Origin of the sequence: Allobosea sp. LjRoot9 (assembly GCF_964252745.1) — a bacterium.
Lineage (GTDB): Bacteria > Pseudomonadota > Alphaproteobacteria > Rhizobiales > Beijerinckiaceae > Allobosea.
The window spans coordinates 289,793-310,069 of the sequence record NZ_CAXUPC020000002.1 but is presented as its reverse complement, the minus strand read 5'-3'; the positions used below and the strand labels follow the sequence as shown (position 1 = coordinate 310,069).

Sequence of the window (20,277 nt, the reverse complement as noted above, 5' to 3'; positions counted from 1 at the left end):
CCGGTTCTCAATGTGAGGATCTGCTCATGCGTCTCTCGAGAAAGGCGCCGTAGCGGGATAGCGAGAACACGAAGGCGAAGAAGACCAGCGCGACAAAGACGTAGACCTCCTTGTTTGCGAACTGCCACTCGGCATTGCCGAAGGCCGCCGAGCCAGAGCCGAGCATCTCAAAGAAGCCGACGATCAGGACGAGGGATGTGTCCTTCAGGGTCGTGACGATCTGGTTGATCGTTGGCGGAAGGCTTCGGCGGAATGCTTGCGGTAGCAGGATGTGGCCGACGCGTTGGAAGTAGGACATGCCCAGGGCCTTGGCGGCCTCATCCTGGCCGTCGGGCAGTGCCTGGAGACCACCACGGAGGATCTCGGCTTGGTAGCAGGCATAGAATATCGAGAATCCAATGATGACGCGGTACAGCTTGTCGCCAGACATCCAGTTCGGAATGACGAAGGGCAAGACAACCGAGAAGGTGAAGAGGATCGCGAGGAGGGGGATGCCGCGGACGATGTCGATGAAGGCGCCTGTCGTTCGGGCTATAAGCTTCAACTCGGATCGCCGCATCAGGGCCATGGCGATCGAGAGCGGCATGCCCAGGATCACCACCAAGCAGAACACGAAAATGTTGAGCGACAACCCGCCCCAGTACTGGGGTAGGACCGCGGTCAGGCCAAACATGCCGCCGCGCATCAGCACATAGAAGGCCGTGAAGCCGCCGAGCCAAAGCGCGGCTAGTCGACGCGCGCTCCAGAAGGCTGGAATACAGGATAAAGCAGCGACGGTCACGATGACAAAGCAGGCCAGCGCAGACCGCCACTGCTCTTCGAAGGGGAATAGCCCGAATATGATCAGGCGCCAGCGGTTGGCGATGACGGACCAGCACGCGCCGGCACCGTCTGAAAGACATCTTGGCCGGCCATCCCCCGCAAACACTCCGCGCAAGATCGCCCAGTCGAATGCAAGCCAAGCGAGCCAGAGGAGACCGGCGAGCAAGGCGCCGGTAGCGAAGGGCATCAGAAGTCGCCCTCGATGGAGGCGACGGATGAAGCGTGAAGACCGCGAAGTATGGCGGAGGGGGAGCTGGTGTGCCGTCATGCTCTCAACTGACTGCCCTTGAGCTTCACGGCGTCATTCACGCGGTTGAGGACCGTCGCAAGGGTGAAGTTGATCGCGAGGAAGCCGCCGGCGAGGATCGCGATCAATTCGAGGGTGTGTCCGCTTTGATTGATCGATGTGGACACCACCATGTAAAAATCGGCGTAGCCGACAGCGATGCCGAGCGTCGTGGCTTTGGTGAGCGCGACATACTGGTTCGTGAGCATCGGCAGGCAAGCGCGGATCGCCAGCGGCAGGCGGATGCGGGAGAAAATCTGCCAAGGGCGTAAGCCAAGGGCCAGGCTTGCCTCCACTTGCCCCCTTGGTACGGCGTTGAAGCCGGCGCGCAGCACTTCCGCAATATAAGCCCCGCCGTATAGCGAGATCGCGACGATGCAAGCGAGCAGCTCAAGCGAGATTGAGATACCGCCTCGGAAACGCAGCCCTTGCAATTGCGGATAGCTGAGGAAAGGTTGTCCTTCGATGCGCGATGTCCAAAGCAGTACGGCCACGCCGATGAGGGCCGTTACCCATATGCCCGCTCTGATGATGCGTTTCGTTGGCTCTCCCAATCGTCGACCAGGCGCGCTCAGCTTGATGGCGAAATCCAGCGCGGCTGCGATCAGGACAACAGCAGCGGCGAGCAGGACGGTGCTGCTCGAAGAGGAAATCCAGGGCATGAAGAGCCCGCGACCTGACAAGAAGATAGAATCGGCAAAATTCAGCGCGTTGCGCGGGGCGGGGAGGCCGGTGAGGATCGCGTACCAGAAGAACAGCTGGAGCAGGAGCGGGACGTTACGGAAGGTCTCGACATAGGTCGTTCCGATCGCTTCCATGATCCGCTGTTGTGATGTGCGCAAGATTGCGACCAAGAGGCCAATCAGCGTCGCAAGCGGCAGTGCGATGGCCGCGAGGAAGACCGTATTGGCGAAGCCCACGAGAAGCGCACGGGAATAGTGGTCGTCTGGGGTGTAGGGGAATAAGGAGAAGTTGATGTTCCAGCCGGTGGACTGGTCGAGAAAAGCGAAGCCGGACGTCAGCCCCTGTGCCGCAAGGTTGGCGCGCGTCGTCCAAACCACCACCCCGAGAGAGAGCAACAGCGCTCCGACGAAGATGGATTGAAGGACCGCACTGCGAACGCGGCGGTTCTTGAGAAGCGTTTTGGGCACGCGCCAGGCTCCGTTGACTGGGGCATGACGGCGGCCCGAGGGCCGCCGTCATGCTCGCCTCAGTCGATCAGCAGCGGGAAGAAAACGCCGTTGGCGTTGTAGAGCGCATTCTTGCCGCGCGGGAGCTTGTAGGGGCTCTGGTCGCCGACAGTGCGGCCATAGATTTCGGCGTAGTTTCCGACTTCCTTGATCATCTTGTAGGCCCAGTCGTCGGAGAGCCCGAGGCGGCTGCCGTAACCGGGCGTCACGCCCAGAAACTTCGACACTTCTGTGCTCGTTGGATTCGCGCGCCTCTCGTCGACATTCGTCTTGGTGATGCCTTCGAGCTCAGCGAAGAACAGCGACGAGATCATCCAGTTCTGGATATCGAGCCACTTTGGGTCGGCCTCGGTCACGACGATGCTCTCGGCCTCGAGCGTCAGGGTATCTTCGAGCAATATGTGGTCTTCCGGTTTTTTTGCCTTTGCCGAGCGGGCGATGGCAAGCGTCGGTGCGAATTCCATGTATCCGTCGCAGCGGCCGCCGAAATACGCGCCGCTCAATTCGTCTGACTTCCCGAAGCTGAGCACTTCCGCGGAGACTTTCCGGGTTTGCAGAGCTGCTGCAAGGATGCGCTCCTGGGACGTGCCCGCTGCGACGCAGATCGAGCCGCCCTTCAGATCAGCGATCTTCGCGACGCCGAGCGCCTTCGGCACCATGATCTTGTACTCGCCCATGAAGTATGGGTTCGAGAAGGATAGGTTCAGCTCGGTATCGCGGCTCTGCGTCCAGCCCGAAATCTTGATGACGACGTCGAGCTCTCCCGATTGAAGCGAAGGCCAGCGCTGCGCCCAACTGATCGGCACGATTTCCAAGTGGCCGTTGGATGTGCCGAATATGGCAGCGGACAGGGCCCGGCAGAGCTCGATGTCCATGCCCTTCCAGTTTCCCTTGTCGTCAACTTCGGCGAAGCCGAGGAAGCTGCTGTTGTGTCCGCTGCACTTCAAAGTACCGCGCTTCTTCACCGTCTCGAGCTTTCTTTCCTGCGCCTGAACGGGCGCGACGACGGTTGAGAGCCCAAGCGCTGCCGCCAGAGCGAACACTGACCGCGTGATTTTCATGATATTCCCCTCGCGCATTTTGTGCGATTTTGATTAATCGTATTAGATAATAGAATATTGTATATAATTATGCACCTGACGCAAGGGGGGCGGGTTGGGGCAACCTACAAGGCGACGTGAAATTTGCCCGGGCCTATCCATGCGAGGGGGGGTGAGGCGCCGCGCCAGCGTTCGAACCCCATTGGATCTGCGATGCCGGGCGGGCCGCGATTTCAGGTCATGCTTTTTAGGGCAGGGCGCTCTGGCCGTTCAGGCCTGCCGTCGAGGGGCACCAGCCCGGGATGCCAGAGCGGGAAGCGCGCCGCAGTCACTTTCAATGGGCGTCCGGTCGGCAGTGCGGCCACGAAATACCGCTCATTCGACGAGTGAGGTTGTCGCTGAGGCGGTCTCAAAAGGTGTTTGAATCGCGGAGCGGTTGGGAGTGAGGCGGGAGCTCAAATCCCATCGCTCACGCCGCGGTCCTCTTACGATTGTCAGGGCTATCGCAGCCTCGAACGTAGAATTGCTGGTATTAGCGTCGGTGCCAGTCGGCATATGAGAGGTATGTGCTCGGGTCGATAATGATGCTCTCGGTCGAGGATGTTGATCGTCCCGATTGTCTCACCATCATACACAACCGGCGCATTGATGACCGAGCCCATGCCACGGGCCTTGATGGTCTCATGATTGGAAAATGCCCAGGCGATAGCTGCCATGTCCGTTCCCAGGAATGGCTGTCGTTGCTTGATAACGAGATCCCCCCAGGGCGTCGGGCCCATCGTCTTCCGTCCTCCGACGGGTTCCTCGTCAGGAAGATTTGCGTAAAGCCGGACAACCTCGTCGCCCTCCACGCTGAGGATCGTGAAGAGGCGATGACCCACGAGGCGCTTGGTCAAGCGATCAAGGGCCTCGAAGGCCGGAGATGGCTGACCCGGCTGTTCCAGCAAGGACAGGAGATGGGCGAGATCATCATGCATGCGGTGCTCCTCGGTGTTCAGGCAGCGAGAGAGGATTGGCGAGGGGCTTTGGGAATTCGACCGAGTGCGTCTGTGACGATCGACTGCTTCCTTGACGGAAGCGTGAAATATCCAATGCTTGCCGTTGATTGTATCCATTAATAAATATATTGGATAATATATCAAGCTCCATCAAACGCATGGCTGGCTAGGCTTGGGGCTGGGAAACTTGCGGGAATTGACGGATGAAGCATGGTTTTCCCATTGAAGATGTGGTGCGGTGTGTCGGCGAGATTCTCGAGGCGCGCGGCTGCTCGCAAGCGGTTGCGGACGTCATCGCGCGCAACTGCGTTGCGGCCGAGCGCGACGGCAACATCAGCCACGGACTCTTTCGCCTGCCGGGCTATCTGTCGAACCTAGACGCTGGCTGGACGGACGGGCGGGCCGTGCCCCTCATCGAGGAGGCCGCTTCGGCCTTCTTGCGTGTCAATGCGAGGAATGGCTTCGCTCAGCCCGCACTCCTGGCTGTGAGCGGCCCTTTGCGCGAAAGGGCACGCCGTCATGGCATTGCAGTCGCAGCCATACGAAATTCGCATCACCTGGCGTCGCTATCGCTCGACGTCGAACCCTTCGCCGACGCCGGATTCGTCGCGATCTCCTGTGTGAACTCGATGGCCGTGGTTGTGCCGCATGGCGCGCGGAAAGCGGTCTTCGGAACCAACCCCATCGCGTTTGCCGTGCCGCGCGATGGCGCTGCCCCCATCGTCGTAGACCTTGCCACCTCCGCCATGGCGCATGGGGAGGTAAAGATCGCCAAGCGCGAGGGGCGGACGCTTCCTGCCGGAGTGGGCGTCGACAGGGCTGGGGAACCCACTACCGATCCAGATGAGGTGCTGTCGGGCGGGGCGCTCGTGCCGTTTGGAGGCCACAAGGGCTCGGCCCTAGCCATGATGGTCGAACTGCTTTGCGCTGCTCTTGTCGGCGGGCATTTCTCGATCGAGATGGAGCTCTCGAAGCACCCTGGAGCACATACGCCGAATACCGGGCAGACCGTCATCCTGATCGACCCACGGGCGGGTGCCGATCCCGCCAACCGCTATGAATTGCGGGTCGACGAACTGGTGCAGCATCTGAGGGAAGCCGGCCAGGAGCGGTTGCCGGGCGACCGGCGCCTGGAAGCGCGGTTGCGCTCACAGACGCAGGGGCTTGCCCTCACCGAGGAGCAAATCGCCATGCTCGCGGGCTTCGGCGGTCATCTCGTAGGCGCGTGAGAGAAAGCCGAGGGCTTTACCTCATCGGCTACCTCTCACGCAGATCGGGTGGTCGAGGCGCCTTCGGGCGGCAAGGAGCGGAAGAACGCCGCGCCCGATGGAGCCAGCGCGCGTTTTCCGAGGATGCTGTCAGAGAGCTTCTCGGCCATCATCATGATCGCGGCGCTTAGGTTTGCCGTGACAATCCTTGGCATGATGGAGGCATCGACGATCCGCATTCTCAGGATCGCCTTGACCTTGCCGTCTCCGTCGACGACCGCTTCGGAATCCCCCCCCATGCGGCAGGTTCCCGCCGGGTGATACGAGGTTCCGACATTCGTTCGCACGAAGCTCTCGAGGTCGGCATCCGACTGGACTGCGGGGCCAGGGCTCAATTCCTCGCCGCGGAAACCGTCCCATGCGGGTTGCGCGACCAAGCGGCGGGCAAGCTTCACGCCCTCGACCAGGTCGCGCAGGTCATTCCTCGTGCTCAGGTGATTGAACACGATGGAGGGATGCGCAGCAGGATCCGCACTTCGTAGCTTGACGGTCCCGCGACTCTCGGGACGCGAGAGATCCATCCAGAACTGGAACCCCGGGATGGCGATGAGCTTCCCATCCCTGACGAAACGCGTCAGCGGCAGGAACTCGTACTGCATGTTGGGGAACGCGAACTCGTCGCGCGTCCGCAGGAAAGCGCCGGTTTCAAAGAAGTTGGTCGCGCCGAGGCCGCGTCGGCGCAGGAGCCATTCGAGACCGAGCTTGGCCTTGCCGAACAGGTTCAACTCGGAGACCAGTGAATCCTCATAGCGGCTAGCGTATTGCACGTTCACGCCGGGATGGTTTTCCAGATTCCGGCCGACTTCGGGAACGTCCGCCTTCACCTCGATCCCGAGAGCCTTGAGCTCGCCTGCATCACCGACCCCCGACAGCATCAAGATCTGAGGCGTGTTGAATGCCCCGGCGCACAGGACGACCTCCCTCGCGCAGTTTATCTTCTGCGAATGGCGGCCGTCCGTGAGTTCGATTCCGACAGCGGCTCCGTTCTCGATGATCACCTTCTTGACGAGCGACCGCGTCAGAACGGTGAGATTGGGCCTTGCCCGAGCCGGATGAAGGTAGCCGCGTGCGGAACTCCATCGCAAGCCGTCATGGATGAAGGATTGCGCGACATGGAGGCCTTCCTGCCTAAAACCGTTATGGTCGGGTGTGATCGAGAAGCCGGCTTGCTCGCCGCCGCGCAGGAAGGCGTCGTAGAGTTTGTGGCGCGCCTCGCAGCGATTGATCCGCATCGGGCCGTCACTGCCGCGCCAATCATCCGCACCGCCCGAGAAGGTCTCCATACGCCTGAAGTAGGGCAGGCAATGGGCGTAGTCCCATTCCCGGAGACCGCGCTCGGCCCAGCCTTCGAAATCGAGGGGGTTGCCGCGATTATAGATCATCGCATTGATCGAGGAGGAGCCGCCGATCACGCGACCGCGCTTTTCATCGATGGTTCTGCCGCCGAGGTGCGGCTCAGGTCCCGATTGATACCCCCAGCCGAGCGCCTTGCTCTGGTAGGCAAACGGGAGAGCGGCGGGCATTGCTATGATGGGATTCCTATCGGATCCGCCAGCCTCGACGAGGAGGACGCTGATGGACGGATCCTCCGTGAGGCGGGCAGCGACGATGCACCCAGCGGAGCCCGCGCCGATGATGATGTAGTCGTATTCCGTCACGATCTGTGTCTCTCCGCGTGCCGGACACGCTCGATTAAGTGGGGTGAGAGCTTATAAGCGCGACCTCATGGGTGCGCTCGCCAGGGGGATCCTGGCGTCAGAGAGCGAGCGTCGTCACGAGTTTGGTGCGAAGGTAAGCGTCCAGCCCTTCGATTCCGCTCTCAGCGCCGTATCCCGACTCGTTGACGCCGCCGAACGGCGTTTCTGGCTCGTGGACGGACGTATGGTTGATGCCGACCTGGCCAGCGTCGAGCGCATCGCTGACGCGCGCCACAGTCGAGGCGTCGCGTGTGAAGGCATAGGATGCCAAGCCGAAGGGCAGGGCATTGGCGCGGGCGATGACTTCGTCGAAGCTGGCGAAGGGGGTTACCGGAACCAGGGGCCCGAAGGGCTCCTCGGTCATGATGCGCGCTTCGTCGGGTACATCACGGAGCACGACGGGTGCATAGAAGTACCCTTTGCCGTCCCGCCTGCCACCGTCCAGGACGATCCGCGCGCCGCGAGCGGTGGCGTCCTGCACAAACCCGTCCATGAGTTCGCGCCGCCGGCTCGTGATGAGGGGGCCGATACTGACGGTGCGATCGAGCCCATTTCCGATGGTCAATGTCTGGGTGCGCTCGACGAAGCCACGGATAAAGTCCTCGTACCGACTTTCGTGGACGAAGAAGCGCGTTGGCGATGTGCAGACCTGCCCGGCGTTTCGGAATTTGGCTGCGACGAGCGCGTCAAGGGCGCGCTCGAGATCGGCATCGGCGAAGACGATCACGGGGGCGTGTCCGCCAAGTTCCATCGTGCAGCGCTTCAACGTCTCTGCCGCCTGGCGCTGGAGCAGCTTGCCCACTGGCGTCGATCCCGTCAGTGAGACTTTCTTCGCGATCGGCGAGGCGATGAGATGGCGCGAGATCTCGGCAGGAGGGCCGAAAACGACATTCAGTACGCCTGCCGGCACGCCAGCTTCCTCGAAGCATCGCGCGATCGCGGCGGCGGTTCCTGGCGTCTCATCGCTCGGCTTGACGATGATCGAGCAGCCGGCGCTCAGCGCCGCAGCGATCTTCAGCGTCACGTTCCCGCCTGGAAAGTTCCAGGCGGCGAAACCGAGCGCGGGTCCGACAGGTTCGCGCATGACGATCTGGCGCACATCGGGCGAGCGGGATGGGATGACTCTGCCATAGGCGCGTTTGCCCTCCTCGGCATACCAGCGTGATGCATCCGCACAGAACTGCAGCTCACCTTCGGCCTCGGCAAGCGGCTTCCCGTTCTCACGGGTCAGGATGCGCGCGATCTCGAACTTCCGGCCTTCGATCAGATCTGCGGCCCGACCGACAACTCGCGCACGCTCGGCTGCGGGCACGTGTTTCCAGGACAAAAAAGCCCTGGCGGCCGCATCCAAGGCGAGATCGAGATCGCCGGCGCTTGCACAGGCGACCGAACTGAAAACCTCTTCGGTTGCTGGATCGACCACCGGGATCGTGTCACCGGCGGCCCCAGTCCGCCATGCGCCGTCGATGAAGAGGGGAATGATCTCGGTCGTCATCACGATGCTCCAACACATGCGCTCCGTCATTTGCTTGCTCACGGGAGAGCAGGTGTTGAGATGTCGGAGGATATTATGCAATTAGTCATTGATAGTATCCATTTCCGCAACGCCTGCCTAGTCAGGCGATGCGGGGCATGTTCGATTTTTGTGGATCTGAATGTCGGAGATCCGCTTGCCAAGTTCTCCGGATTGGATACAATAATAATTCAATAATATGCGATATGTTTCGACCGCACAGAACGAAATGAAGGTTTGCCGAGCGGCTTTCGTGCCGGCTGCAATCTCGGCAAAGCGATCCGTGCGGGTTGGGGTGGCCTTTGGATGGTTGGATGATGAAGGACGTTGAGGTTGCCGTTATCGGGGCGGGGGTCGTTGGTATCTCCGTGGCCTACTATCTGGTTGAGAAGCATGGCTTCAAACAGGTCGTTCTGATCGACCCCCGAGACCCAATGAGCCTGACCTCGGCTCAGTCGGGGGAGAACTATCGAAACTGGTGGCCGCATCCGCTGATGACGGCTTATACGAACCACAGCATCAGTTTGATGGAAGAGGTCGCCCGCAAATCCGGGGATCGCATCAACATGACGAGGCGCGGCTATGCCCTCGCCACGCGTCGCGCCGCTCCCGACGATCTCATGGCCGATCTGGTCCGGGGATACGGTGACGCTGCGGAAGGCTCGATTCGCTTTCACGCAAGCAGGGATGGGATGGGTTACGTTCCGCCCCTCTCGTCGTCCTGGCGCGATGCGCCCGATGGCGTCGATGTTCTGACCAGCCAGGCCCTCATCCGCGAGACCTTTCCGGGTTTCTCGCCCGACATTGCGACCGTGCTCCATGTCCGGCGAGCGGGTTCGATCAGCGGCCAGCAACTCGGGCAGTTCATGCTTGAACGCATCAAGCTGGGTGGGGGTAGCGTGATCCGGGGCGAGGTCGCATCGATCGAGCGCTCCTCATCATTCTCCATCCGCGTCAGCGGGCCGCATGGGCTCGATAGCGTGAAAGCCGAGTACCTAGTCAACGCAGCCGGACCTTTCTTCGCGGATGCCGCAAGGATGATGGGTGAGGATTTGCCTATCAAGAACGTTTACCAGCAGAAGATCGCCTTCGAGGACCGCGAGGGCGCAATTCCCCGCAACCTACCCTTCGCGATCGATCTGGATGGGCAAGAGGTGGATTGGTCCGCTGAGGAGCGGGAACTACTCGGCGAGGATCCAAAGGCGGCTAGATATCTCGCCAAGCTGCCAGGCGGGATCCACTGTCGGCCCGACGGCACCGAGGCCGGCAAATGGATCAAGCTTGGCTGGGCCTTCAATGAGGATGCTGCCGATCCTCACGGGCTGGAGCCGGTCGACCCAAATTTCCCAGACATCGTCTTGAGGGGCGCGAGCAGGCTCAATCCGTTGCTCAAGCAGTATATAGGCCGGCTCCCGCGAGGGGCTCGCCATTATGGCGGCTACTATACCATGACCGAGGAGAATTTGCCGCTGATCGGCCCGTCGCGAACGCCAGGTGCTTTCATGGCAGGCGCGCTCTCCGGCTTTGGTACGATGGCTGCCTGTGCGACGGGCGCGATCTGCGCAGCCTGGGTTGCGGGCGCCTCACTGCCCGCATACGCGCCGGCTCTCAGCCTGGCGCGCTACGAGGATCCTGAGCTCATGGCCAACCTCGCGGCAGTGTCGGAGCGCAGCGTGCTGTGACCGCCAGACCGGATATCAGGGCAGTCTGGAAGCTGATTTTCATTTGGCGCGAGGGCAGATCGCTCGTTCCTCGCGCCTCACGACAGTTTAGATTTTTGAAGGCAAAGTGATGAAGACGGATGTTCTTGTGATCGGTGGCGGTGCGATCGGTGCTTCGGTAGCCTATTACCTCAAGCTCCAGCAGCCCGGATGCCGTGTCGTGGTGGCAGAACGCGACCCGACTTATGAACTGGCTTCGACGCCGAGGGCCTCGGGTGGCGTCCGGCGTTTGTTCGCGCTTCCCGAGAATATCGAACTGTCGAATTACAGTATCCCCTTCTTCTCCGATTTCGCGGAAACAATGGCCGTCGATGGCGAGAAGGCGGAAATCGGATGGAAGAAGGGCGGCTACCTCTTCATCGTTCCGCCAGAGTCGATCGACTTGCTGAAACTCAACTACGACACACAGCTCTCGCTCGGCGCCAATGTCGTTTGGCTCGATCCCGATGCGCTAAAGGCCAAGTTCCCTTCGATGAACGTCTCCGATCTCGGCGGTGCGGTTCATTCTCCCGATGATGGATGGATCGATCCCTATAGCGCGCTTCAGGGCTTCCGCCGGAAGGCGAAGGCTTTGGGTGCCGAGTTCATGGCCGAAGACGTCGTCGCGCTTGAGAGGACTGCCACGCGGGTGGTTAGGGCGAAGATGAAATCGGGTCTCGAGATCGAGCCAGAATGGGTTGTGAACGCGGCCGGCGCCTGGGCGAAGGAGATCTGCGCGATGGTGGATGTCGCTGTGCCAATCGAGCCGCTGCGCCGCTTCGAGCATTATTTCGAGGTGGAAGAGCCGATCGAACCGCTTCCTTATTTGAAGGACGTGGCGCGGCTGGCGTTTCGACCCGAAGGTAATGGCTACACAGGGGGAGTGCCGACCCTTGCCGAACCGCGCGGCTACAATTTCGAGACGGATTACGACTATTTCGAAAACGTCGTGTGGCCTGCCTTGGCGCATCGCTTCCCGCAGTTTGAGAAGACCAAGGTTAAGAGCACCATGCCTGGCCTTTACGATCAGAACGATTTCGATGGCAATGTGATCATCGGTCCCGGCGCTGGTGGGCTGACGAATTTCCAGATGCTCGCCGGGTTCTCTGGCCATGGCTTGATGCATGCTCCCGGCTGCGGACGCGCCATGGCGGAGCTGATCCTCAAAGGTAGGTATGAGACGATCGATCTGTCCCGCCTTGGTTGGCAGCGGCTGCTGGATGGCAAACCGCTACCGGAGCGTGGCATCATCTAGAATTACTGGTTTGGACCCTGTCTTGAGGCGCCACTGTTCGACGATGTGCCGATTGCTTCATGTCTGCTATGGCAGGTTACAAGCCAGCGTTGGCTACAATGATAATCCGTGAGAAGAAACGCTTGAGGGCCGCGATGGACAGTGCGATCGAAGTTCCAGCCGACGAGCGGATTCCGGCCCCCGAGCTCGTGCGTGCAGGCCTGCGCGCTGCGATCATCGCCGGCGACATCGCGCCCGGGACGCAGCTGCGCCAGGATGAGATCGCAGCCAGGTTCGGCACGAGCCGGATTCCTGTGCGCGAGGCACTCAAGCAGTTGTCCGTCGAAGGTCTGGTGGACTTCCTGCCGAACCGCGGTGCGATCGTTAAGACCTACTCACTCGCCGACCTGATGGAGGTGATGGAGATCCGCATCGGTTTGGAAACGAGGGCGCTGCGCCTGGCCATTCCTCATATGGTTGAGGAAGACATCGCTGCGGCAGGCGCGATCCTCAAGGATTATGACGCCGAACCGCGGCCCGAGATGTGGGCGCAAATGAATTGGCAGTTTCACAGGCTGATCTATGTGCCGTGCAATATGCCGCGCTTGCTCGAACTGATCGAATCCAACTGGAACCATGTCAGCCGGTTTACGCGCACCCGCGTTTCGATCGCCGCGGGGAAGGAGAGCCCGAACCGGGAGCATTGGAAGATTCTGGAGGCGTGCCAAGCCGGAGCGATCGATAAGGCGGTTACATTGCTTGAGCAGCACATCGGCCATACCCAGAAGTCGCTCCAATCGACCATGCGGCGTATCTGAGGCTGGCTCTGGCCTTATCAATGTTCGATCGGCGCCTGGGCCGGCTCGGATTTTAACGACCGGACGTTCCGCTAGGCCTGTTGAGACCGAAACGCCCTGGAATGTGACCAGGGCGTCCGTCGGGCTTCGTGATGTTGTCGCGGTTTCAGGCGCCTGGCGCAGCTTCGACATAAGTGATCTTGCCGTCGGCCGTCCTCTTCCACGTGTACATGACATAGTCCGCGCGGGTGATGTCGCCCTTCTTGTTGAAGGCAATGTCGCCGAATGTTCCCAGCGAGGCCTTTGATCAGCCGATCTGCAAGTCCATCGATCTGGACAAGGTCCCGGTTCAGCTCTGCCAGCCGAGCAAGCTGGATAATCAGCAACGCAAATTCCTCGAGGCGCATGGTGAAGGGGTGTTCCATCTCGATTTCGAGGTCCCCGATTGCGACGCGGGGGAAGCGGCCGCGAAGGCCGAAGGAATGTCGATCCTGATGAGCGCGCCGCGCGGATCGAAGCGGCTTCACCTATTTCGACACCGTCAGAGAATAGGGTGGGGTCGTGTTCGACATTCGAGCCAGCCCGCCTGAGTCCAAGGTGCAAACGACCCGTATGGTCAGTTTGACAGCGTGCAGCTGGCAGACGACGCCAAGTTAGGGTCGCTCGGTGGATGTCGGTTGCACGGACCCTTCTCAATGCTTGTGCCATGGAGCCGTCAGCTGGCCGGCAGGGAACGCGGCGCGCCACGTCCCTCCGTATTTTATACAATCTGTCGTTGATTTATCATATTTTATGTGATTGTATCCATAATGGCGCTTCCCTCGCTGTCAGGAGAAATCCCGTCGGCTGGTTTGGGATGACGTCGCGATAACAAGCTTAAAGGGGATAAAGAGCATGAAAAGACGCACGGTTTTGGGTGTTATTCTCGCGACTGCCGCATTTGCGCAGGTCTCCATGGCGCAAGATAAACTGGTCACTGTTGGCACCAGCATCGACTCCAAGCCGTTTGATTTTATGCAAGACGGAAAGTTTATGGGATTTGACCAGGATCTCCTCGCTGAGATCGCTAAAGAGGCCGGCTTTAAGTACAAGGTCAACGCGATGGACTTCGGCGCGCTGATCCCCGCGCTCCAAACAGCGAATATCGACCTGGCGATCTCCAGCATTTTCATGACGGACGCTCGCAAGAAGGTCGTTGATTTTTCCGACGTTTATTACACGAGCGCGCTTGGCATTCTCGTCGCGGCCGACAATGCGACGATCAAGGCCGGAGCCGATCTCGCCGGCAAGGGGGTTGCGTCCGTAACGGGAGCCGCGTCTACGACATGGCTCAAGGAGAACGTCCCGACAGCTAAAGTCACGCTGTTTCCCCAAGTTACCAATATGTTCATGGAACTGCAGGCTGGCCGCGCCGACGCCGTGGTTTATGACTACCCGTTCCTGGCATATTATGCACAGACGGAAGGAAATGGTAAGGTAAAGGTCATCGAGAAACCTGTTGGTGATGGAATTCCAGTCGGAATTGCTTTCCCTAAGGGCAGCAGTCTCGTTGCGAAAACCAATGAAGCCCTCAAGAAGATCCGGGCAGACGGCCGCTACGATACGATTTACAAGAAATGGTTTGGTAAGGTCTCCGGTTAAATCCGAAGGGCGTCGATATCGAACTCTCTATACAATATAGGATCTCGCATGACCTTTGAGTGGTCGGCAACTATTGACGCCCTTCCCGCATTGCTGAACGGTGCGGCGGCCACCGTGATGATCGCTGCGGCATCGCTTTCCATGGGAATAATACTGGGAACCATAGTTGGTGTAATTAGAACATACGCGCCGAGCTACATTTCGTTCATTGCGCAAATATACATAGGCCTCATTCGCGGCACGCCGATGGTCGTGCAAATTATGTTCATTTACTTTGCGTTGCCTTCTCTGCTTGGTATTAAGCTGACTGCGCTGACGGCGGGCATGATCGCGCTTACGGTGAATTCATCGGCATACCTTGCAGAGATCGTTCGAGGTGGCTTTCTTGCCGTCCCAGTTGGCCTTCGTGAGGCTGGCCTGGCAATGGGGCTGCCGCTTCATCGGGTGCTGCTTTACATCATTGGCCCGGTGGCATTTCGCCGAATGGTGCCCGCCCTTGGAAATCAGTTCATCATTGGTCTGAAAGACACTTCGCTGCTCATCGTTATCGGTGTCGCCGAGCTCACGCGTACTGGCCAGGAAATTATGACCGAAAATTATCGGGCCGTTGAAGTCTGGACTGCGGTCGGCGGCATATATCTGGTTATCATAAGCATCATGGCGATCAGCTTCCGTATTCTTGAAAAGCGGATTCACATTGCATGAGCATCGTCGAATTTCGAAATGTGGTCAAAAGCTATGGATCGCTTGATGTTCTCAAGGGCGTGAATCTCAAGATCGAACCGGGCGAAATCGTTTTCTTGATCGGCCCGTCGGGCTCTGGCAAATCAACCTTGCTACGCTGCATCAATGCGCTTGAGACCATTCAGGGCGGCGATCTCATTGTCGACGGGCTCAGTTCGAAGGGAACTGCAGCCCAAATCCGCCAGATCCGCTTAGAGGCTGGAATGGTGTTCCAGCAGTTCAACCTTTTCCCGCACATGACAGCGCTTCAGAACATAATGTTCGGCCCGCTCAAGGTGCGCAAATCAACGAAGGTGGAAGCAGAGGCTATCGCTCGAGATTTGCTCGAGAAGGTGGGTTTGAAGGAGCGCGCTGACTCTTATCCAAGCCAACTCTCAGGCGGACAGCAGCAACGGGTGGCGATCGCGCGGGCGCTGGCCATCCGACCGAAGCTGATGCTGTTCGATGAACCAACGTCGGCTCTGGATCCTGAATTGCGTCATGAAGTCTTGCAAGTCATGAAACAGCTTGTTGATGAGGGGATGACGATGGTCGTCGTGACCCATGAGATCGGGTTTGCGCGAAACGTAGGTTCACGTCTCCTGTTCATCGATAAAGGCCATGTTCTTCACGATGGTAATCCCCGGGAGTTGCTTTCCAACCCGCCGAGTGAGCGGCTGGCAAGCTTCCTGCAGCATATCCAATGAGACCTTCTGGTATCCGGGGCCAATACTCGGATTCAATCCGAGCGGCGTTTCCCATTGGTCCGAGCAACCTCCTGCCTCGCAAATTTGTGGGCGAAGGGCATACCGAGATGCCGATAGCCTGAAGCGGAGCGCCCCGATCTTGGCCGCGTTAGCTAGCCACGTCGGACGGCTCGTCGGCAAGGTAGGGCTCATTCCAGCAGGGTAGAGCTATCCGCAAGCAGCCAATTCACGGCGACAAGCCCGCTTGGCCGGAGTGAGGCTGTGCCGGAAGCATTCTCCCGGCACATCAGGCGTCTATCGCTTGTTTGAAATTGCGTGACGTCTCTTCCACCCTGCGCCACTCCCTGTCATTGCTTCATCGGTCGTGGCACAGGAAGGGAGCTGGCAATGGGCGGCGTCCGGCCTAGCCGACCGGCTGCTCGAACTTCGCCATCAGGCGAGACATTTCGGCGCGCAGGCGCGTACTCAGCTTGGGGTCTGCATTGACCAGCGGCGCCAGCAGATCGGGCGCATCGACGCCGATCAGATCGGCGATCGATTTGATTGGCCCCGGATTGGTTTCAGCGAAGGCTATGTTGATCAACGGCACCAGTTCGCGGTGCAGCAGGATGGCCTCCTGCAGTTGTCCCGCACTCGCCAGATCGAAGATCTTGCGCCAGACACGCGGCAGGAAGTTAGCCAGAACCACGATGCCGCCAACGGCTCCGGCTGCAATCTGCAGCGGGAACAGCGTATCTTCGCCGCTGAGCACGGCGAAATCGGGCGCCACGCCCGCCACCACCTGCAGGAAATGGAACATGTCGACGTTGCAGGCCTTCATGCCGATAATGTTTGGATGGCGCGAAAGCTCGTGCAGAATCTCGGGCTGAATGGCCACCCGTGTCCGATAGGGAATCTCGTAGATCAGGATCGGAACAGGCGAATTATCGGCATAGCGAAGGAAGTAGTCGCGCACGCCGGCCTGGGTGGGATTGGTGTAATAGGGTGTCAGCACCAGGAGGGCGTCCGCCCCCGCCGCGGCAAGGTCCTTTCCGCTCTGCAGCGCATCATGAAAGCCGGGATCCAGGATGCCGGAGATCACCGGTCCCTTGCCGGCCATTTCCTTGGCGCAGAGCTCGACCATCCGAATGCGTTGGGATTTGGCAAGCGAGCCATATTCGCCTGTCCCACCCAGAGGCAGAACGCCGTCCACGCCAGCCTTGTGCAGCCAGGAAAACAGGGCCTCAACGGCCTTGGCATCGACGATATCGGCGCGCACCGGCGTCGGTAGAGCAGGAATGATGCCGCGCAGATCATTGGAAGCAAGCATGAAGATCTCCGATTACAGAATGTCGTCGCGCGGCCGCCTCGAGAGGAGAAGCGCGTGCTTTGGAACGGATTGATGATGATTTTGGCGGGCGCCCGCATGATGGCGGGACGTGTGTGGGAACGTCACGATGAAGCGGTAAGAGCCTCCTTGAAGACGTGGCTGGCAACGTGCTTGCCCGGCGCGGAGGCGATTATTTGAGGATCCAGGCATTGAAGCGCTCGATCACCGCGGTCTGATTGTCGTACCAGTACTGGGCATCGATCTTCAGGCTGTTCTTGATGTTGTCCGGGTAAGTCGGACAGTTCCTGGCGAGATCAGGCTTGATGCCGTCGAAGGCCGCAGGTTGAGTCACGCCGGCGGGGAAGAACTCTGTCAGCGCGGCCATCCGCTTGGGATCGGATGCGAATTTGATGAACTCTCGGCAGGCATTGCCATTGGGCGTGCCGGCGAGGATCGCCCAGCTGTCCAAGCCCCAGATGCCCTGGTCCCAGACGATTTCGACTGGTGCGCCATTGGCCTGTGCCGCCTGCGGGCGTGACACGAATGTGGCGACGAGATCGACCTCGCCAGTCGTTAGCAACTGTTCGACCTGGGCGCCGTTCGACCACCAGACCTGAACGTCGGACTTGATCTTGTCGAGCGACTTGAAAGCGCGGTCGAGATCGCAAGGATAGACCTTGTCGGTCGGAACGCCATCGGCCATCAAGGCTTCCTCGATCGAATTGTACGGAAACTTCAGCATTCCGCGCCGACCCGGAAAGTCTTTGATGTTCCAGAAATCGACCCAGGATCTGGGCGCTTTGCGGCCTTTGAACGCGTCGGTCCGGTAGGCCAGAACCGAGGTATAGACGTTGGTGCCGACGCCATAGGCTGATTTGAAATGGTCCGGGATCGATTGGACGACCGGCTCGGCCTCAAGGCCGTGCTTTTCAAGATAGACCTTGTTGCCGGTCGTCAGCAGCAAGATCGCCGGCGAGCTGATTTTCGCCATGTCCCAGGTGTTGGCCTTGGAATCGACGATGCCCTTGATCTGCGCGACAGGCTCGGCGTTGGCCTGAACGGCGACCACCTCGATGCCCGTTGCTTGCGTGAAGGGGCGGTAGAAGGCGGCTTGGTAGGCGCGCGTATAAATCCCGCCATCGTCGCGAACGACGATGCGCTTGTTCTGCGCGCGGCTTGGACTCCACACGGCCGGCAAAGCCAGTCCGACCAGTCCCGAAGCGACGCCTTTGATGACGGTGCGCCGCGATCCACCTGAATTGAATGTGCTGCTCATGATGGCCCCTCACAGTGATGAAACGAGAGTTGAAGGCGTGGTCCGATGCTGTGGCGCAAGGCGCCCGGCTGAAGGCACGCAGAGCCGGGGAGGTCAGCGTTCACTGCCAAATTAATCGCATTGCAATTAATACAATCGTATAATGACATTCTTGGCTGCTGCCCGCAAGTCCTTTCATCAGGATTGCGGAAGGCGGCGTATCGATATCAAACACTACAAATAACTTGCGGAAAGCGGTCGAATACGTGCTGCTTGAGGTCGTTGTATTGTGAAGATTTAATCCCGCCGGCTTTGCCTCCGGGTAACTCTGCCGGCGAAGGGAGTTCGCCAGGGTGAAGAGGCTGCGACTAACGGGCTGCTCGTCGGCGCAGATGCTCGGCTCCGAGCATGAGTGCTGCGATGAAGACGAAGAGGCAGGTCGAAACGGCTGCGATGGTCGGCGACACCTGCAGGGTCACCTCATCCCAGAACTGCTTCGGCAACGTAGTGTTGAGGCCGCCCGAGGTGAAAAGTGCGATCGTCAGCTCGTCGAAGGAGGTGGCGAATGCGAAAAGAAAGGACGACATCATGCCCGCGGCCAGGATCGGGAAGGTAACGTGGCGCAAGGTTGCGAGCGGTCGCGCGCCGAGGCTGTGGGCAGCCAGATCGAGCCGGGTATCATAATTGCGCAGTACCGCCATCATCGTCATGACCACATAGGGCACGGACACCACCGTGTGGGCGAGGATCAGCCCAAGGGCGCTGCCGACGAGACCGATGCGGGCGAAAAGATAGAAGATTCCGACAGCGATGATCATCCTGGGCACGATGATCGGCGACAGCACGAACGCCAGCAGTAGACCCTTGCCGCGCATGCTGCTGCGCACCAGCAGGAAGGCAGCCGGTGTGCCGATCAGCATGGAGAGCAGGCCGGTTCCGATGCCCACGAGCAAAGAGCGGAGCAGCGCCTGCGTCCAAACCGGGGAGGTCAGCACATCTGCATACCACTGCAAAGTGAAGCCCTGTGGCGGCCAGTTCAGGCCGCTGCGTCCGAATGAGAGCGGGATCATGAGGAAAGCCGGTACGCTGATGGCCGCCAGAATTGCCCAGACCAGAACGGTCAGCCAGCGCGGCGCAGCCCCTTCTGCGCGCCTTCGTCCGATCGACAGAAGAGCGTGCAGCGTGTCGAAAAACCGGCCAAGCAAAGTCAGGATGGTATCGCCGATATGGCGGGCAGGCCCTTTGGGTTTATCCTTGGCCGAGGTCCGCGGGGTATAGGCGCCTGTCATGGTGGACAGGCCAAGCACCCGGTCATAGAGCGCGAACACCAGGAGCACGACAACCAGCAACAGGACGGAGATGGCGCCGGCAAAACCCCAATTTAGGGTTTGCTGAACCTGGTCCATGATGATCTGCGTGATCATGGTCTCGCGTCTGCCGCCGAGAAGCGCGGGGACGATGAAGAAGCCGACCGATGTGACGAACACCATGATCGCTGCCGCAGCCACGCCGGGCAGCGACAGGGGAAAGTAGACGCTCCAGAACGCTGTGCCGGGACGGGCGCCCAGCGTGGACGCTGCGCGCGGCAGATTTCGGTCTATGTTTTCCATGACCGACAGCATGCTGAGGATGGCGAGCGGCATCAGCGCATGGACCATCCCGATCACGACGCTGCCGAAATTATAGAGCAGATTTGCCGGGCTATCGATGATGCCGAGCGCCAGCAGCGTCTTGTTGATGACGCCATTGCGCCCGAGCAGAACCATCCAGGCAAAGGCGCGCACCAGAAAGCTCGTCCAGAAGGACAGAAGCACCCAGAACAACAGCTTGGCCTGGCGCTCCTTATCGGTGAGCGAGATCAGATAAGCGACGGGGTAGCCGAGGACGACGGATAGCGCCGTGGTAGCCAGCGAGATCTTGAGAGTGGTGAGAAGCACGTCGACATAGACCGACGAGGCAAAGAGCTGTCTGTATGGCGCGAGGTTGAAGCCGTCATCGCCGTAGATGCTGAGCATCAGCACCTGCCCCACTGGGACGACGAGTAGGCAGACCAGCAGGAGCACCAGCGGCGCGCCCATCATCAACCGGGTCCAGACC

The 20,277-nt window shown here is 59.9% G+C and carries 17 protein-coding genes; 8 read left to right on the top strand and 9 right to left on the bottom strand.

Features of this window, described 5'->3' with window-relative positions; all coding sequences use genetic code 11:
- Window positions 1-7: 7 nt before the first annotated feature.
- From ACSQ3P_RS10000 to ACSQ3P_RS09985, 4 genes are all read right to left on the bottom strand, one after another.
- Entirely contained in the window at window positions 8-1,009 is a 1,002-nt protein-coding gene (locus ACSQ3P_RS10000; RefSeq protein WP_436165443.1) for an amino acid ABC transporter permease, read from the bottom strand.
- A gap of 77 nt (window positions 1,010-1,086) precedes the next feature.
- Window positions 1,087-2,259: an amino acid ABC transporter permease gene (locus ACSQ3P_RS09995; RefSeq protein ID WP_436165442.1), complete on the bottom strand. Its 1,173-nt coding sequence runs from the start codon at window positions 2,257-2,259 to the stop codon at window positions 1,087-1,089.
- Window positions 2,260-2,318: 59 nt separating this feature from the next.
- On the bottom strand, window positions 2,319-3,359 hold the full coding sequence (locus tag ACSQ3P_RS09990) for a transporter substrate-binding domain-containing protein (RefSeq protein WP_436165441.1): 1,041 nt from the start codon (window positions 3,357-3,359) through the stop codon (window positions 2,319-2,321).
- 479 nt (window positions 3,360-3,838) lie between these two features.
- Window positions 3,839-4,315 (bottom strand): GAF domain-containing protein, encoded by a 477-nt coding sequence (locus ACSQ3P_RS09985; RefSeq protein ID WP_436165440.1) that lies wholly within the window; start codon window positions 4,313-4,315, stop codon window positions 3,839-3,841.
- Window positions 4,316-4,539: 224 nt separating this feature from the next.
- Here ACSQ3P_RS09985 and ACSQ3P_RS09980 point away from each other — a divergent pair, with 224 nt between their 5' ends.
- Complete coding sequence (locus ACSQ3P_RS09980) at window positions 4,540-5,565, top strand: Ldh family oxidoreductase (RefSeq protein ID WP_436165439.1); 1,026 nt, start codon at window positions 4,540-4,542, stop codon at window positions 5,563-5,565.
- Window positions 5,566-5,600: 35 nt separating this feature from the next.
- Here ACSQ3P_RS09980 and ACSQ3P_RS09975 read toward each other — a convergent pair whose 3' ends face one another.
- A complete protein-coding gene (locus ACSQ3P_RS09975; protein ID WP_436165438.1) occupies window positions 5,601-7,262 on the bottom strand; it encodes a choline dehydrogenase in 1,662 nt (553 codons plus the stop codon).
- A 97-nt stretch (window positions 7,263-7,359) separates the two neighbouring features.
- Window positions 7,360-8,796: an NAD-dependent succinate-semialdehyde dehydrogenase gene (locus ACSQ3P_RS09970; protein WP_436165437.1), complete on the bottom strand. Its 1,437-nt coding sequence runs from the start codon at window positions 8,794-8,796 to the stop codon at window positions 7,360-7,362.
- Window positions 8,797-9,128: 332 nt separating this feature from the next.
- On the opposite strand from ACSQ3P_RS09970, the gene ACSQ3P_RS09965 reads away from it, so the two are divergent.
- The 7 genes from ACSQ3P_RS09965 to glnQ all read left to right on the top strand — a co-directional run bounded on the left by ACSQ3P_RS09965 (window position 9,129) and on the right by glnQ (window position 15,616).
- Window positions 9,129-10,496, top strand: a complete 1,368-nt coding sequence (locus ACSQ3P_RS09965) for an NAD(P)/FAD-dependent oxidoreductase (RefSeq protein ID WP_436165436.1) — start codon at window positions 9,129-9,131, stop codon at window positions 10,494-10,496.
- Between the two features lie 109 nt (window positions 10,497-10,605).
- Complete coding sequence (locus tag ACSQ3P_RS09960; RefSeq protein ID WP_436165435.1) at window positions 10,606-11,769, top strand: NAD(P)/FAD-dependent oxidoreductase; 1,164 nt, start codon at window positions 10,606-10,608, stop codon at window positions 11,767-11,769.
- A gap of 134 nt (window positions 11,770-11,903) precedes the next feature.
- Window positions 11,904-12,566, top strand: coding sequence for a GntR family transcriptional regulator (locus ACSQ3P_RS09955; protein WP_436165434.1), 663 nt, complete (start codon window positions 11,904-11,906; stop codon window positions 12,564-12,566).
- A 230-nt stretch (window positions 12,567-12,796) separates the two neighbouring features.
- Complete coding sequence (locus ACSQ3P_RS09950) at window positions 12,797-13,135, top strand: VOC family protein (protein WP_436165433.1); 339 nt, start codon at window positions 12,797-12,799, stop codon at window positions 13,133-13,135.
- Between the two features lie 304 nt (window positions 13,136-13,439).
- Window positions 13,440-14,186, top strand: a complete 747-nt coding sequence (locus tag ACSQ3P_RS09945) for a transporter substrate-binding domain-containing protein (protein ID WP_436165432.1) — start codon at window positions 13,440-13,442, stop codon at window positions 14,184-14,186.
- A gap of 48 nt (window positions 14,187-14,234) precedes the next feature.
- On the top strand, window positions 14,235-14,891 hold the full coding sequence (locus ACSQ3P_RS09940; protein WP_436165431.1) for an ABC transporter permease subunit: 657 nt from the start codon (window positions 14,235-14,237) through the stop codon (window positions 14,889-14,891).
- On the top strand, window positions 14,888-15,616 hold the full coding sequence (glnQ, locus tag ACSQ3P_RS09935) for a glutamine ABC transporter ATP-binding protein GlnQ (protein WP_436165430.1): 729 nt from the start codon (window positions 14,888-14,890) through the stop codon (window positions 15,614-15,616). The genes ACSQ3P_RS09940 and glnQ overlap by 4 nt, the downstream gene beginning before the upstream one ends.
- A 403-nt stretch (window positions 15,617-16,019) precedes the next feature.
- On the opposite strand, the gene ACSQ3P_RS09930 is transcribed toward glnQ, so the two are convergent.
- From ACSQ3P_RS09930 to ACSQ3P_RS09920, 3 genes are all read right to left on the bottom strand, one after another.
- Entirely contained in the window at window positions 16,020-16,925 is a 906-nt protein-coding gene (locus ACSQ3P_RS09930; RefSeq protein WP_436165429.1) for a dihydrodipicolinate synthase family protein, read from the bottom strand.
- 190 nt (window positions 16,926-17,115) lie between these two features.
- Window positions 17,116-18,201: an ABC transporter substrate-binding protein gene (locus tag ACSQ3P_RS09925; RefSeq protein WP_436165428.1), complete on the bottom strand. Its 1,086-nt coding sequence runs from the start codon at window positions 18,199-18,201 to the stop codon at window positions 17,116-17,118.
- A 347-nt stretch (window positions 18,202-18,548) separates the two neighbouring features.
- The gene (locus ACSQ3P_RS09920) at window positions 18,549-20,261 is read right to left on the bottom strand and encodes an ABC transporter permease subunit (RefSeq protein WP_436165427.1); all 1,713 of its coding nucleotides are present in this window, start codon (window positions 20,259-20,261) and stop codon (window positions 18,549-18,551) included.
- Between the last annotated feature and the right edge of the window lie 16 nt (window positions 20,262-20,277).